Source organism: Pseudomonas sp. KU26590 (assembly GCF_026153515.1).
Lineage (GTDB): Bacteria > Pseudomonadota > Gammaproteobacteria > Pseudomonadales > Pseudomonadaceae > Aquipseudomonas.
In genome coordinates, this window is sequence record NZ_CP110644.1 from 2,361,414 (window position 1) to 2,375,368 (window position 13,955).

A 13,955-nucleotide genomic window follows, 5' to 3' on the forward strand; every position below is an offset into this window, starting at 1 on the left:
GCGTACGAAACGTCGACCGCACGGCACAACACGCAAGGGGTTAGGGGTATGAAGAAGTCGTCAGCACAGGGTTCCGAAGATCCGATTCTGCAATGGGTCACCTTCCGCCTGGACAACGAGTCGTATGGCATCAACGTGATGCAGGTTCAGGAAGTGCTGCGTTACACCGAGATCGCTCCGGTCCCGGGCGCGCCAAGCTACGTGCTGGGGATCATCAACCTGCGCGGTAACGTCGTCACCGTCATCGACACCCGTCAGCGCTTTGGTCTGCCGCCGGTTGAAGTCAGCGACAACACGCGTATCGTGATCATCGAGGCCGACAAGCAAGTGGTCGGGATCCTGGTCGACAGCGTGGCTGAAGTGGTTTACCTGCGTCAGTCGGAAGTCGAAACCGCGCCGAACGTGGGCAACGACGAATCCGCCAAATTCATCCAGGGCGTGTGCAACAAGAACGGCGAACTGCTGATCCTCGTGGAACTGGACAAGATGATGTCCGAGGAAGAGTGGTCCGAGCTGGAGAACATCTGATTGATTTTTGATGTGGCGGTCATTTTTCTGGCGGTGTTGTGGGTCGCGAGCGTCGTAATGTTCATGGCCCACACCAAGCGCTTGCGCACCCTGGCCACGCAGCAGCTGGAGGCGGATTCGCTGCGTGATCAGCGCATCCGCGAGCTGGCCCGGCGCCTGGAAAATTACCAGAGTGGCACGGTGAGAATGGGGGAGGAACTGCACGAGTTGCGTTCCACCATCGCGCTGTTGCCGGACAAGATCACTGCCCTCGAGCAGCGCGATCCCTCGACCCTGTCCTTCGCCCAGGCCGCGCGCCTGGTCGGCATGGGCGCCAGCATCGACGAACTCACCCAATCCTGCGGCCTGACCCAGGCCGAAGCGCAGCTGATGACCAAGTTGCATGGTAATAATCGGTAGGTGAGGGGGGCGTCGCTGCCTCGCAGCGACATGTCCACAATGGTTTCGAAGGGTTCGAAACATCACGGCCGTACGCAAAATCCGTAGGAGCCGGCTTGCTGGCGAACGCGATTTGCCTGTGGCCTGTTCGGCGACTGACACGCCGCCTTCGCGGGCAAGCGCGCTCCTACACTGGGTTTTTCAGCGTTTCACTACTTACGGTTGTACGCACAATCCTTAGGCGCCGCATCTGGTGTATGGCATTAGCCCTGCGTCTTGATACCCGAGGCCTTCCCGGCTAAAGCCAGTCCTACCATGGTTTGCGGTGTGTCAGTGGGACCGGCTTTAGCCGGGAAGAGGCCAGTGCGTGCGACACAAACATTCATGATGCGCCGCTGATCCGTGTAGGAGCGACCGGGGTGGCACTCCACCTTGCCCGCGAAGACGCCAGTACAGCCGACGCATATCGATCGTCCGTGCCGACGCCTTCGCGGGCAAGCGCGCTCCTACAATGGGTTTTGCAGCGTTTCACTACTCGCGGTTGTACGCGCAATCCTTAGGCGCCGCATCTGGTGTATGGCATTAGCCCTGCGGCGTGATACCCGAGGCCTTCCCGGCTAAAGCCAGTCCTACCATGGTTTGCGGTGTGTCAGTGGGACCGGCTTTAGCCGGGAAGGGGCCAGTGCGTGCAACACAAGCATTCATGATCCGCCGCTGATCGGTGTAGGAGCGATCGGGGTGGCGCTCCACCTTGCCCGCGAAGAGGCCAGTACAGCCGACGCATATTGATCGTCCGTGCCGACGCCTTCGCGGGCAAGCGCGCTCCTACAATGGGTTTTGCAGCGTTTAACTGGTCACGGTTGTCCGCACGATCCGTAGGAGCCGGCTTGCTGGCGAACGCGATTTGCCTGTGGACTGTTCGGCGACTGACACGCCGCCTTCGCGGGCAAGCGCGCTCCTACAGTAAATTTGTGTCCAACCGGCCATTGGCGTGGTGCATATGGCCGGCTGAGCCGAAATTAACGCGGTGTGATATCCCGCTCCACCGGCCCGGCATTCGGGTCGAAGCCCACCGGAAACTTGCCTTTCAAGTGCCAGGCAAACGCGATGATTTCGGCGATGGTCAGGTACAGCTCCTGGGGGATGCTGTCGCCCAGTTCCAGGCGGGCGAGCATTTTCACCAGTTCGGCGTTTTCGTAGATCGGGACTTTGTATTCCCGGGCGATCGCCAGTATCGCTTCCGCCAGGGCGTCATCGCCCTTGGCCGTCAGCGTCGGAGCCTGGTGGCCGTCGTAGCTCAGGGCAATGGCCTGACGCGGTGTCTGCTCGGGTCTGCTCATCAGGCGTTCTCGTCGATCCAGCGTTGTTCGAGCACAGTGCGTGGCCCCTGGGGCGGCACGCCGCGATTGCATTCCAGTTCCTTGACGTTCAAACCGCACGCCACCAACCGCCCGCGCAAATTGTCCAGCTCGCTGGAAATCAACTCGGCGCTGCCCTCCCGTTCAGCCCATAACTGGCTGGCGATGCTGCCGGCAATCAATTGCGCCTGCACTTGCAGCGGGCCGAGGGGCTCCAGATCAAACGCCAGTTCCACCCGCCACAGCTTTTCTCGCTCCTTGGCTTCCTGCACCGGCGTATCGGAAGAGTCGTCGCGCTCAGGCGTGTCCTCGCGCTGCACCTTGACCTGCAACGGCACGATGTCGTGGGCGTTGCGCATCGGGATCTCCAGCTGCCAGGTGGTCACCTGGGTGCCGTCGGCGTGGGTGCGCGTCTGCTCCAGCCCGCCCAACTGATGGCTTTGCAGGCGCGAAATCGCGCCCGCCGCCAGCTTCAGCAGCATCTCCAGATCGTCTTTGCTTTCCGGATGGCCGAGGGTGCGCGGTGGTAATGGGAAGTTGATCGGATCGCTCGGCGGCGCCACCAGCCCCAAGGTGCCAAATGCGCTGCGCAAGACGCTGGGCATGGCCCGCGCCAGGGTATTGCCGGCGGCGGCAGCGTCATAACTGACGTTGTCCGGCAGGCCCGGCAATATTTGCGTGATCAGGCGAAGCAGGTTGGCCTTCATGTCCGGCACCAGCGTCGGGTTCTGCCCGGCGAGCAAGCGCGATTCCATGAACAGCCCGCTGGCATTCAGCGCCTGGGCGACGCCCCTGGCGGTGGTCATCTGCGGGATGTCCGGCAGGTCGGCCAACAGTTGCTCGATGCTCGCCCGCAGCGAAGGCGAAAGGTTATCGCCATCTCCATCGGCAGCCGGCGGCGGCATGTTTTGCAGCGCCGTGATCAGGCCCTGCAACGAGCCCTGACGGCTTTGCTGGGTGGATAACTGCTGGGCCAGGGCGAGTTCGTCCAGACGATTGGGCAGAGCAACAAACGTCAGCGCCTGACTGTTTTGCACCTGGGCGCTGAGCAGACTGCCGACCCGCAGCGGCTGCGGGCTGTCGACGGTCAGGCTGGTGCCGGCCAGGGCCGTGTTGAGGAGGATAACGATGGAGCGATATGTTGTCGGTTGCGCGCTGCCTGACGATTGTCCCGCTGTCTGCCCCGCCAATTGCGCGACGTTCTGCGCGGCGACTTGCGTGGTCAGCACCTTGCCTTGCAGCAGCGTGCCGGCGGGCAATTGCCGCGAGTCCATGCTGGTCAGGCTGTTGGTGACGGCTTTCTGCATGTCCTGCACGCTGATGGTCAGGGTGTCGGCCGAGCCTTGGGCGACGTTCACGCTGGTGCCGGGCGTCAGCGGCAGCGAACTGCTGACGGGGAGGGTGGTTTGCCGGCCGTTGTCCAGGGTCAGCTTGAGCAACAGCTGGAAGTCCTGCCCCAATTGCTTGAGGCTCACCACTTCAGCGCTGGCGACCTGACCCGAGGTCAACAGCCCTTCGCGGGGCTCCATCAGCTTGAGCACTTCGCCTGCGGGCACGCCTGCGCGCAGCAAGGCCGTGGCTGCTGTTACTGGAGAAAGATTGGGTATATCGCCTGTCATCAGATCCCGACTCGGTAAATTTGCGCTCCGGGTGGCGGGTCCGGGTATGTATAATCCGGCACCGACTGCGTCGGCGGTCCACCGTTAAGCTGCATCAGTATAACGGCCGTCATGATCCCGACTTGAACCGCCGTGCCGCTGCACCTGAAAAGAAGGTCCTTCATGTCCATCCCCGTTCTTGAAGCCGTGGCGCTGACTTGCGAGCGTGACTGGCGCCTGCTGTTCGAGCACCTCGAACTGCGGTTGAGCGCGGGCGACATGGTCCAGATCAGCGGCCCCAACGGCAGCGGCAAGACCAGCCTGCTGCGCCTGTTGTGCGGGCTGATGCAGCCCACCGCCGGCAGCGTGCTGCTCGATGGCAAACCCCTCGCCAGCCAGCGCAGCGAATTGACCCGCCACCTGCTGTGGATCGGCCACGCCGCCGGCATCAAGGACGTGCTTACGCCTCTGGAAAACCTCGCCTGGCTCTGCGCGCTGCATACGCCGGTGGAATACGCCGACATCTGGCGCGCCCTCGAAGCCGTTGGCCTGCGCGGGTTTGAAGACGTGCCGTGCCACACTTTGTCGGCCGGTCAACGGCGCCGGGTGGCACTGGCCCGCCTGTATTTGCCCGGGCCCGGTCTGTGGATGCTCGACGAACCCTTCACCGCGCTGGACAAGCAGGGCGTCGAACAACTTGAAGCGCACCTGGCGGCGCACTGTGAAAGCGGCGGCGCCGTGGTGCTGACCACCCACCACACGCTGAGCCGCACGCCCTCGCGTTATCGCGATCTGGACCTGGGGCAGTGGGCCGCATGAGTCACGTGTTTACCCTGCTGATTGCCCGTGAAGCGCGCCTGCTGTTTCGGCGCCCGGCCGAGTTGCTCAACCCGCTGGTGTTCTTCGCCATCGTCATCGCGCTGTTTCCCCTGGCTGTCGGCCCTGACACGCAACTGCTGCAGCGCCTGTCGCCGGGCTTGGTGTGGGTGGCGGCGCTGTTGTCCGTGCTGCTGTCGCTGGACGGCCTGTTTCGCAGCGATTTCGAAGACGGTTCCCTCGAACAGTGGGTGCTGTCGTCGCAACCGCTGGCGCTGCTGGTGCTGGCCAAAGTGCTGGCGCACTGGGCGTTTTCCGGGCTGGCGCTGGTGTTGCTGTCTCCGCTGCTGGCGCTGATGCTGGGCCTGCCCAGCGCATGTTTGCCGGTGCTGCTGCTGTCGCTGCTGCTGGGCACGCCGGTGCTGAGCCTGCTCGGCGCGGTGGGCGCGGCGCTGACCGTGGGGCTCAAGCGCGGCGGTCTGCTCTTGGCGTTGTTGATTCTGCCGCTGTACATCCCGGTGCTGATTCTCGGCAGCGGCGCCTTGCAGGCTGCACTTGAGGGCATGCCCGCGACCGGTTATCTGCTGTGGCTTGGCAGCCTCACCGCACTGGCGGTTACCCTGACGCCCTTTGCAATTGCCGCTGGTTTGAAGATTAGCGTTGGCGAATAATCGCACCCTGACCGCGCGGACAGTTTTTCCGTCGGCAGGTCCTGGACGCTTCAGCCATAAGAAGCGCCTTGCCCTGATAGCGCCTCTTGCTGGGACGCACTGTGATGACAAGCACCGTATTAAAAAGCACCGTGATGAAAAGGCAGCGTGATGAACACAAGCGCCAAGGCTAAAGGCGGCATGAGTTGGGCCTGGTTCCACAAACTCGGTTCGCCCAAATGGTTTTACGGCATCAGCGGTCGTCTGCTGCCGTGGCTGAGCATCGCTGCAGCCCTGTTGATTGGCATCGGCGTGGTCTGGGGCCTGGCGTTTGCGCCGCCTGACTATCAACAAGGCAACAGCTTTCGCATCATTTATATCCATGTGCCGGCGGCGATGCTGGCCCAGTCCTGCTACGTGATGATGGCGGTGTGCGGCGTTGTCGGGCTGGTCTGGAAGATGAAGATGGCCGACGTCGCCCTGCAATGCGCAGCGCCCATCGGTGCGTGGATGACCGCCCTGGCGCTGGTCACCGGCGCGATCTGGGGCAAGCCGACGTGGGGTTCGTGGTGGGTCTGGGACGCGCGGCTGACGTCGATGCTGATTTTACTGTTTCTGTATTTCGGCCTGATTGCGCTGGGCAACGCCATCACCAACCGCGACAGCGCCGCCAAAGCCTGCGCCGTGCTGGCCATTGTTGGCGTGATCAACATCCCGATCATCAAGTATTCAGTGGAATGGTGGAGCACCCTGCACCAGGGCGCGACCTTCAGCCTGACCGAAAAGCCGGCCATGCCCGCTGAAATGTGGCTGCCGCTGCTGTTCACCGTGCTGGGGTTTTACTGCTTCTTCGGGGCGGTGCTGCTGATGCGCATGCGCCTGGAAGTGCTCAAGCGCGAGGCCCGCACCGGGTGGGTCAAGGATCTGGTAATGAAGCACCTTGGCCACACAGCGCCCCCTCGCCACGGAGCCGAACGATGAGCTTCGAGTCTTTCAGTGATTTTCTCGCCATGGGCAAGCACGGGCTGTATGTCTGGTCGGCTTATGGCATCTGTTTCATCGTGCTGGCGATCAACGTCCTGGCACCGGTTTTCGCGCGTCGGCGTTACCTGCAACAAGAGGCGCGCCGTCTGCGCCGGGAGAGCATTACGTGAATCCGCTGCGAAAAAAGCGCCTGTTGATCATCCTGGCGATCCTCGCCGGGCTCGGCATCGCGGTCAGCCTTGCACTCAGCGCGCTGAAGGAAAACATAAATCTGTTTTACACCCCGACCCAGATCGCCGACGGCGAAGCGCCCCGTGACACGCGGATTCGCGCCGGTGGCATGGTCGTTCAGGGCTCACTGCAGCGCTCGGGCGATTCGCTGGACGTCAGCTTCGTCGTCACCGATTTCAACAAGTCGGTCCCCATCACCTATCGCGGCATCCTCCCGGACCTGTTCCGCGAAGGGCAGGGCATCGTCGCCCTCGGCAAGCTCAATGGCGACGGCGTGGTTGTCGCCGATGAAGTGCTGGCCAAACACGACGAGAAATACATGCCGCCGGAAGTCGCGAAAGCGCTGAAAGACAGCGGCCAGCCCGCGCCCGCCGCCACGCCCGCCGCTCTCCCGGAAAAACAGGGGTAAATCATGATTCCCGAACTCGGCCATCTGGCCATGATTTTGGCCCTGTGCTTCGCCATCGTGCAGGCCATCGTGCCGCTGCTGGGCGCCTGGCGCGGCGACCGTCTGTGGATGAGCCTCGCGCAGCCCGCCGCGTGGGGGCAGTTTGCTTTCCTGGTGTTTGCCTTTGGCTGCCTGACACACTCGTTCATGGTCGACGACTTTTCCGTGGCCTACGTCGCCGAGAACTCTAACAGCGCCTTGCCGTGGTATTACAAATTCAGCGCCGTCTGGGGCGCGCACGAAGGCTCGTTGCTGCTCTGGGCGTTGATCCTGGGCGGCTGGACCTTCGCCGTGTCGATCTTTTCCCGGCAACTGCCCCAGGTCATGCTGGCCCGCGTACTGGCGGTGATGGGCATGATCAGCATCGGCTTTCTGCTATTCCTGATCCTCACCTCCAACCCGTTCAGCCGCATCCTGCCGCAAATTCCCCAGGACGGCCGCGACCTCAACCCGTTGCTGCAGGACATCGGCCTGATCGTCCACCCGCCGATGCTGTACATGGGTTACGTCGGGTTCTCGGTGGCCTTCGCCTTCGCCATCGCCGCGCTGCTCGGCGGTCGTCTTGATGCGGCGTGGGCGCGCTGGTCGCGACCTTGGACCATCGTCGCCTGGGCCTTCCTCGGCATTGGCATCACCCTGGGTTCGTGGTGGGCCTATTACGAACTCGGCTGGGGCGGCTGGTGGTTCTGGGATCCGGTGGAAAACGCCTCGTTCATGCCCTGGCTGGTGGGCACGGCGCTGATTCACTCCCTGGCGGTCACCGAGAAGCGCGGCGTGTTCAAGAGCTGGACCGTGCTGCTGGCCATCGCGGCGTTTTCCCTGAGCCTGCTCGGCACCTTCCTCGTGCGCTCCGGCGTGCTGACATCGGTGCATGCCTTCGCCTCTGACCCGGCCCGTGGCGTGTTCATCTTGATCTTCCTGCTGATGGTAGTCGGCGGCTCACTGACCCTGTTCGCCATCCGCGCGCCGGTGGTGAAAAGCCATGTCGGCTTTGGCCTGTGGTCGCGGGAAACCTTGCTGCTGGGCAATAACCTGGTGCTGGTGGTGGCGGCGTCGATGATTCTGCTCGGCACGCTTTATCCGCTGGTTTTGGATGCCCTGAGCGGGGCGAAGATGTCGGTGGGCCCGCCGTATTTCAATGCGTTGTTTGTGCCGCTGATGGGCTTGCTCATGGCGGTGATGGCGGTGGGCGTGCTGGTGCGCTGGAAGGACACGCCGGTCAAGTGGCTGCTGAGCATGCTCGCGCCGGTATTGGTCGGCAGCGCGGTGCTGGCAGTGATCGCCGGTTTTGCCATGGCCGACTTCCACTGGGCCGTGCTTGCCACTTGCCTGCTGGCGGCCTGGGTGTTGCTGGCCGGCGTGCGCGACCTGTTCGACAAGACGCGGCACAAGGGTCTGCTTAAAGGGATGCGCTCGCTGACCCGCAGTTACTGGGGCATGCAAGTGGCGCACCTCGGTATCGCGGTGCTGGCGCTGGGCGTGGTGTTGTCCAGCCAGAACAGCGCCGAACGTGACCTGCGCATGGCCCCCGGCGAGTCGGTGGAGCTGGGCGGTTATAGGTTTGTGTTCGAGGGCGCCCAGCATTACCAAGGCCCGAACTTCACCTCCGATCGCGGCACCCTTCGCGTGCTGGAAGACGGCCAGGAAATCACCGTGCTGCACCCGGAAAAACGCCTGTACACGGTGCAGCGTTCGATGATGACCGAGGCCGGCATCGACGCCGGTTTCACCCGCGATCTGTACGTGGCGCTGGGCGAACCGCTGGAAAACGGTGCGTGGGCAGTGCGCGTGCACGTCAAGCCGTTCGTGCGCTGGATCTGGTTCGGTGGGCTGATCACCGCGCTGGGCGGGCTGCTGGCGGCGCTGGACAAACGTTACCGCGTCAAGGTCCGCGCGAAAGTGCGTGACGCGCTGGGCATGACGGGAGCGGCGGTATGAAGCGCTGGATGTTGCTGATCCCGCTGGTGCTGTTTCTCGGCATGGCTGGGTTGCTGTACCGAGGCTTGTATCTGGATCCGTCGGAATTACCGTCGGCGCTGATCGGCAAGCCATTCCCTGAATTCAGCTTGCCTGCGGTGCAGGATGGCAAGCCGCTGACCCGCACCGATCTGCTTGGCAAACCGGCGCTGGTCAACGTCTGGGGCACTTGGTGCGTGGCCTGCCGCGACGAGCACCCGGTTTTGACGAAACTGGCCCAGCAGGGCGTGGTGATCTACGGCGTTAATTACAAGGATGTGAATGCCGATGCGCTGAAGTGGCTCAAGGATTTTCACGACCCGTATCAGCTGAACATCAACGATGAAGCCGGCAGCCTGGGTTTGAACCTGGGGGTGTATGGCGCGCCGGAGACCTTTTTGATCGATGCCAAGGGGGTCATTCGCTACAAGCATGTGGGCGTGATCGACGAGACTGTCTGGCGCGAGAAACTGGCCGGTCAGTACCAGGCGCTGGTTGATGAGGGCTCGCAATGATCAGGCGCGATGATGTGCCGGCTGGTCGGGCCTCTTCGCGGGCAAGCGCGCTCCTACAGGGGGTGCGGCGGCTGATTGCCGCTGCGGTATTGGCGTTGGGTTTTGCAGGGGTGGCCCAGGCCGCCATTGATGCTTACACCTTCAAGGACGACGCCGAGCGGGCTCGCTACTCCGAGCTGACCCGTGAGTTGCGCTGCCCGAAATGCCAGAACCAGGACATCGCTGATTCCAACGCGCCCATCGCCGCCGACCTGCGCAAAGAGATCTACCGCATGCTCGGCGAAGGCCAGAGCAATCAGCAGATCATCGATTTCATGGTCGATCGCTACGGCGAGTTCGTGCGCTACAAGCCTGAGCTCAATGCTCACACCTGGCTGCTCTGGTTCGGTCCGGCCGGCTTGCTGCTGGGCGGCGCGGTGTTGATTGGTGTGATCGTCGTGCGTCGTCGCCGCTCCGGCCGCGACGACGCCGATGTGCTTTCCGACGAGGAGCGTCAGCGCCTCGCCCACTTGCTGGATAAGAACCGCGAATGATTGATTTCTGGATGGCCGCCGGCCTGTTGTTGCTGGTGGCTCTTTGTTTCCTGCTGATCCCTGTGGTGCGCGGCCGTCGCGCACAGACTGAGGAAGATCGCACTGCCCTTAACGTCGCCTTGTATCAGGAGCGCATCGCCGAGCTGCAAACGCAGCAGGAGGAGGGCGTGCTCTCGGCGGCGCAGATGGACGGCGGTCGCGCCGAGGCTGCGCGCGAACTGCTCGCCGACACCGAAGGGGTGGGCGCCGAGCGGGTGACGCGTCTGGGCAAGCCGCTGCCATTGCTCGCCGCGATTCTGGTCCCGGTGTTGGCGTTGGGTTTGTATCTGCATTTCGGCGCGTCGGACAAGGTCGAGCTGACCCGGGAGTTCTCCCAGCCGCCGGGTTCGCTGGCGCAGATGACCGAGCGGCTGGAGCGTGCGGTCAAGGCGCAGCCTGATTCCGCCGAGAGCGCGTATTTCCTCGCCCGGACCTACATGGCCCAGGATCGCCCGGCCGATGCAGCGCGGATGTTCGAGCGCGCGTCCAAGCTGGCCGGCCGTCAGCCCGAACTGCTCGGGCAGTGGGCCCAGGCGTTGTACTTCGCCGGCAACAAGGCCTGGACCCCGCAGATTCAAGGGATTGCCGAAGAAGCGCTGAAGCTCAATCCCAAGGAAGTCACCAGCCTGGGCCTGATGGGCATCAACGCCTTCGAAAGCCAGCATTTCGACGAGGCGGTGAGCTACTGGACGCGGCTGCTGGCGGTATTGCCGCCGAACGATCCCTCCCGCGGGGCGCTGGAAGGCGGGATCAAACGCGCCAGTGACAAGCTCGTGCAAAGCGGCGGCACGCTGGAAGACACCCCGCCGGTGGCGGTGCAGGGCGCGCATCTGAAGGTGCGTGTCACGCTGTCGGAGGCGTTGAAAGCCAAGGTGCAGCCAGGCGACACGGTGTTTGTGTTTGCCCGCGCGGTGTCAGGTCCGCCGGCGCCGTTGGCGGTCAAGCGCGTGACCGTGGCCGACTTGCCAGTGGAAGTCGAGCTGACTGACGCCGACGCGATGATGCCGCAGCTGAAACTGTCGAACTTCGCCGAAGTCCAACTCGTGGCCCGGGTGTCCCGCGCCGGTCAGCCCACGGCGGGTGAGTGGATCGGTCGCAGCCAGCCGTTGCCGAGCAACGTGACGGCGCTGCAGGCCCTGACCATCGACAGCCCCGATCAGTAATCCCGTTAACGCAGCGAGTAGAGAGCCCTTATGTATCGCGTCGCCCGTTTTGCCTTGTTGAGTCTGGTAGTGGGATTGACCGCAGCCTGTGCGGTGCAGCATCCGGGGCCACAGAGTTCCGAGCCGATCCCAACCATGCCCGGCCCGTCGCCGACCCCGCAGCCGGGAACCCCGCGCACGGCGCCAGAGACGCCGCCTTCCATGCCGATCCCGGCGCCAGGCCCGAAAACCTCCTCGCACTTCGCCCCGCCGCCGGGTGGGAACAGTCACTGGGATGCGCGCCTGGGCGTGCATGTGCTGGATAACGTGCCGAACACGTTCTACCGCCAGCGGACCTATTACCGCTGGAACGACGGCTGGACTTGGTCGACCTCGCCAAGCGGCCCGTGGCAAGAGACCGATGCCAGCGGGGTACCTCCGGGGTTGAGCAAGCAGTTCGGGAACTAAGTTGCCGGTGGGGCTTAGTACGCCAAGATCAAGGGCGTCTGCCTGGGGGCAGACTGTTTCGCCTTCGGCGACTTACTTTTGAAAAGCACCAAAAGTAAGCAAAAGTGCCTGCTCCTGGTTGGGCCCTTCCTTCGTCAGGGTTCCTTCACTCCGGTCCCGCTCCGTGGGCCCGCGCCGAACGGACATCCATGTCCTGACGGCGCTCTCGCCGCATCCATGCGGCTCGGCCCACTGCGCGAGACCTGTGTTCAGCCTGCACCCAAGTCGCGTTCTGCGGTGGCTGGACTTGCTTCGTAGGGAGATCAAAAGCAGATCACAAGCAGATCACAAGCAGATCACAAGCAGATCACAAGCAGATCAAATGCTTCCCGGCCAAAGCCGGTCCTACCGGAGCGCGTGGTCTGTTAGTGGGACCGGCTTTAGCCGGGAAGAGGCCGGTGTGAGCACCGAACATTCTGCAATGTTTTGATCGTTCCCACGCTCCGCGTGGTAACGCCACCCCGGACGCTCCGCGTCCCGCAGACGACGCGCATCAAGGCCCGGAGAGGTGACGCGGAGCGTCAACGGAGATTTAGCCCCATGCCACGTTCAGTGTAGGAGCGCGCTTGCCCGCGAACGCAGTCTGTCTGTGACATCCAGGTTGTCTGACCCAGCGCATTCGCGGGCAAGCGCGCTCCTACAGGTTTTCAGCGTTCGACAGCCCGGCATCCGGCCCAAATAAAAACGGCGACCTCTTCAGGTCGCCGTTTTTGCATCATCCCGCGACGTGTTCTCTGATCGTTCCCACGCTCCGCGTGGTAACGCCACCCCGGACGTTACGCGTCCCGCAGACGACGCGCATTAAGGTTTGGGGAGGTGACGCGGAGCGCCACGGGATGCATTCCCACGCGGAGCGTGGGAACGATCAAGACTTCCCGGCTAAACCCGGTCCTACGGGAGCGCACGGTCTGTTAGTGGGACCGGCTTCAGCCGGGAAGCGGTTGATCTGTTTTTGATCTAGATCTTCAAACACATGACTTCCAGACGACACCTATCGCGACTTTGGTGCAGGCTGAGCGCAGGTCTCGCGGAGTGGGCCGAGCGGCATGGATGCCGCGAGAGCCGCCCCCGCCATGGATGGCGGATGGCGGCGGGCCCACGGAGCGGGACCGGAGTGAAGGTACTCCGACGAAGGAGGAGCCCAACCGAGAGCAAGCACCCTTGGTTACTTGGGGTGCTTTTCCAAGTAACTCGCCGAAGGCGAAACCCGAGGCCGTTAGGCCGACGCTCTTGATCTTTCCAAGCCACGCCGCAGGTCTAAAACCGGGCTTTATTTCGCCGGGTAAATCTGGTCAAACACCCCACCATCATTGAAGTGCGTCTTCTGCACGGTACGCCAGTCGCCGAAGGTTTTTTCCACCGACAGGAAATCCACCTTCGGGAAGCGGTCGGTGTACTTGGCCAGCACCGCCGGGTCCCGAGGCCGCAGGTAGTTGGCGGCAGCGATTTCCTGGCCTTCTGGCGACCACAGGTACTTCAGGTATTCCTCGGCCACCGCGCGGGTGCCTTTCTTGTCGACCACTTTGTCCACCACGGTGACTGGCGGCTCGGCTTCGGCGGAAACGCTTGGGTAGACCACTTCGAACTGATCACGACCAAACTCGCGGGCGATCATTTCCGCTTCGTTCTCGAAGGTCACCAGCACGTCGCCGATGTGATTGGTCATGAACGTGGTGGTCGCGCCGCGGCCGCCGGTGTCGAGCACCGGCACGTGGCTGAACAGCTCGCCGACGAACTTCTTCGCCGCCGCTTCATCGCCGCCGTTCTTCAGCGTGTAGCCCCACGCCGAGAGGTAGGTGTAGCGCCCGTTGCCGGAGGTTTTCGGGTTGGGCACCACCACTTCGACGCCGTCTTTGATCAGGTCGGGCCAGTCTTTCAACGCCTTCGGGTTGCCCTTGCGCACGATGAAAACCGTGGCCGAGGTGAACGGCGCGCTGTTGTTCGGCAGGCGGGTGACCCAGTTATCCGGAACCAGTTTGCCGTTGTCGGCCAGGGCGTTGATGTCGGTGGCCATGTTCATGGTGATGACATCGGCGGGCAGGCCATCGATCACCGAACGCGCCTGCTTGCTCGATCCGCCGAAGGACATCTGAATCGTCGGGCTTTCCTGATGCTCGGCGTTCCAGTGCTTCTGGAAGGCGGCGTTGTAGTCCTTGTAAAAATCGCGCATCACGTCATACGAAACGTTGAGCAGCGACGGCGCGGCGGCCTGTGCAGCGCTGCCCAGAGCCAGTCCTGCGGCAAGCAGAGAAGCGGCGAAGATCTTTTTCAC

At 63.1% G+C, this 13,955-nt stretch carries 15 protein-coding genes; 12 read left to right on the forward strand and 3 right to left on the reverse strand.

The window, feature by feature from the left end; all coding sequences use genetic code 11:
* Positions 1-48 precede the first annotated feature (48 nt).
* On the forward strand, positions 49-528 hold the full coding sequence (locus OKW98_RS10545; RefSeq protein WP_065987319.1) for a chemotaxis protein CheW: 480 nt from the start codon (positions 49-51) through the stop codon (positions 526-528).
* The gene (locus tag OKW98_RS10550; protein ID WP_265389093.1) at positions 529-927 is read left to right on the forward strand and encodes a DUF2802 domain-containing protein; all 399 of its coding nucleotides are present in this window, start codon (positions 529-531) and stop codon (positions 925-927) included.
* Between the two features lie 998 nt (positions 928-1,925).
* Here the strand turns inward: OKW98_RS10550 and OKW98_RS10555 are convergent.
* Complete coding sequence (locus OKW98_RS10555; protein WP_265389094.1) at positions 1,926-2,246, reverse strand: EscU/YscU/HrcU family type III secretion system export apparatus switch protein; 321 nt, start codon at positions 2,244-2,246, stop codon at positions 1,926-1,928.
* Complete coding sequence (locus tag OKW98_RS10560) at positions 2,246-3,883, reverse strand: flagellar hook-length control protein FliK (protein WP_265389095.1); 1,638 nt, start codon at positions 3,881-3,883, stop codon at positions 2,246-2,248. Before OKW98_RS10560 ends, OKW98_RS10555 begins: the two co-directional genes overlap by 1 nt.
* 162 nt (positions 3,884-4,045) lie before the next feature.
* Here OKW98_RS10560 and ccmA point away from each other — a divergent pair, with 162 nt between their 5' ends.
* The 10 genes from ccmA (at position 4,046) to OKW98_RS10610 (ending at position 11,644) form a co-directional block, all read left to right on the forward strand.
* Positions 4,046-4,681, forward strand: a complete 636-nt coding sequence (gene ccmA, locus OKW98_RS10565) for a cytochrome c biogenesis heme-transporting ATPase CcmA (protein ID WP_265389096.1) — start codon at positions 4,046-4,048, stop codon at positions 4,679-4,681.
* Complete coding sequence (gene ccmB / locus OKW98_RS10570) at positions 4,678-5,349, forward strand: heme exporter protein CcmB (RefSeq protein ID WP_265389097.1); 672 nt, start codon at positions 4,678-4,680, stop codon at positions 5,347-5,349. The genes ccmA and ccmB overlap by 4 nt, the downstream gene beginning before the upstream one ends.
* A 180-nt stretch (positions 5,350-5,529) precedes the next feature.
* Positions 5,530-6,309 carry a heme ABC transporter permease gene (locus OKW98_RS10575; RefSeq protein ID WP_265389703.1) on the forward strand — a complete coding sequence of 260 codons (780 nt, stop codon included), beginning with the start codon at positions 5,530-5,532 and terminating at the stop codon, positions 6,307-6,309.
* Complete coding sequence (ccmD, locus tag OKW98_RS10580; RefSeq protein WP_265389098.1) at positions 6,306-6,482, forward strand: heme exporter protein CcmD; 177 nt, start codon at positions 6,306-6,308, stop codon at positions 6,480-6,482. Before OKW98_RS10575 ends, ccmD begins: the two co-directional genes overlap by 4 nt.
* The gene (gene ccmE, locus OKW98_RS10585; RefSeq protein WP_265389099.1) at positions 6,479-6,952 is read left to right on the forward strand and encodes a cytochrome c maturation protein CcmE; all 474 of its coding nucleotides are present in this window, start codon (positions 6,479-6,481) and stop codon (positions 6,950-6,952) included. The genes ccmD and ccmE overlap by 4 nt, the downstream gene beginning before the upstream one ends.
* Before the next feature lie 3 nt (positions 6,953-6,955).
* Complete coding sequence (locus tag OKW98_RS10590) at positions 6,956-8,929, forward strand: heme lyase CcmF/NrfE family subunit (protein ID WP_265389100.1); 1,974 nt, start codon at positions 6,956-6,958, stop codon at positions 8,927-8,929.
* Complete coding sequence (locus tag OKW98_RS10595; RefSeq protein ID WP_265389101.1) at positions 8,926-9,462, forward strand: DsbE family thiol:disulfide interchange protein; 537 nt, start codon at positions 8,926-8,928, stop codon at positions 9,460-9,462. The genes OKW98_RS10590 and OKW98_RS10595 overlap by 4 nt, the downstream gene beginning before the upstream one ends.
* Before the next feature lie 62 nt (positions 9,463-9,524).
* Positions 9,525-9,995 carry a cytochrome c-type biogenesis protein gene (locus OKW98_RS10600; RefSeq protein ID WP_265389704.1) on the forward strand — a complete coding sequence of 157 codons (471 nt, stop codon included), beginning with the start codon at positions 9,525-9,527 and terminating at the stop codon, positions 9,993-9,995.
* Positions 9,992-11,197 carry a c-type cytochrome biogenesis protein CcmI gene (ccmI, locus tag OKW98_RS10605; RefSeq protein ID WP_265389102.1) on the forward strand — a complete coding sequence of 402 codons (1,206 nt, stop codon included), beginning with the start codon at positions 9,992-9,994 and terminating at the stop codon, positions 11,195-11,197. Before OKW98_RS10600 ends, ccmI begins: the two co-directional genes overlap by 4 nt.
* A 30-nt stretch (positions 11,198-11,227) precedes the next feature.
* Positions 11,228-11,644: a hypothetical protein gene (locus OKW98_RS10610; RefSeq protein ID WP_265389103.1), complete on the forward strand. Its 417-nt coding sequence runs from the start codon at positions 11,228-11,230 to the stop codon at positions 11,642-11,644.
* A 1,309-nt stretch (positions 11,645-12,953) separates the two neighbouring features.
* Here the strand turns inward: OKW98_RS10610 and OKW98_RS10615 are convergent.
* The gene (locus OKW98_RS10615; protein ID WP_265389104.1) at positions 12,954-13,955 is read right to left on the reverse strand and encodes a sulfate ABC transporter substrate-binding protein; all 1,002 of its coding nucleotides are present in this window, start codon (positions 13,953-13,955) and stop codon (positions 12,954-12,956) included.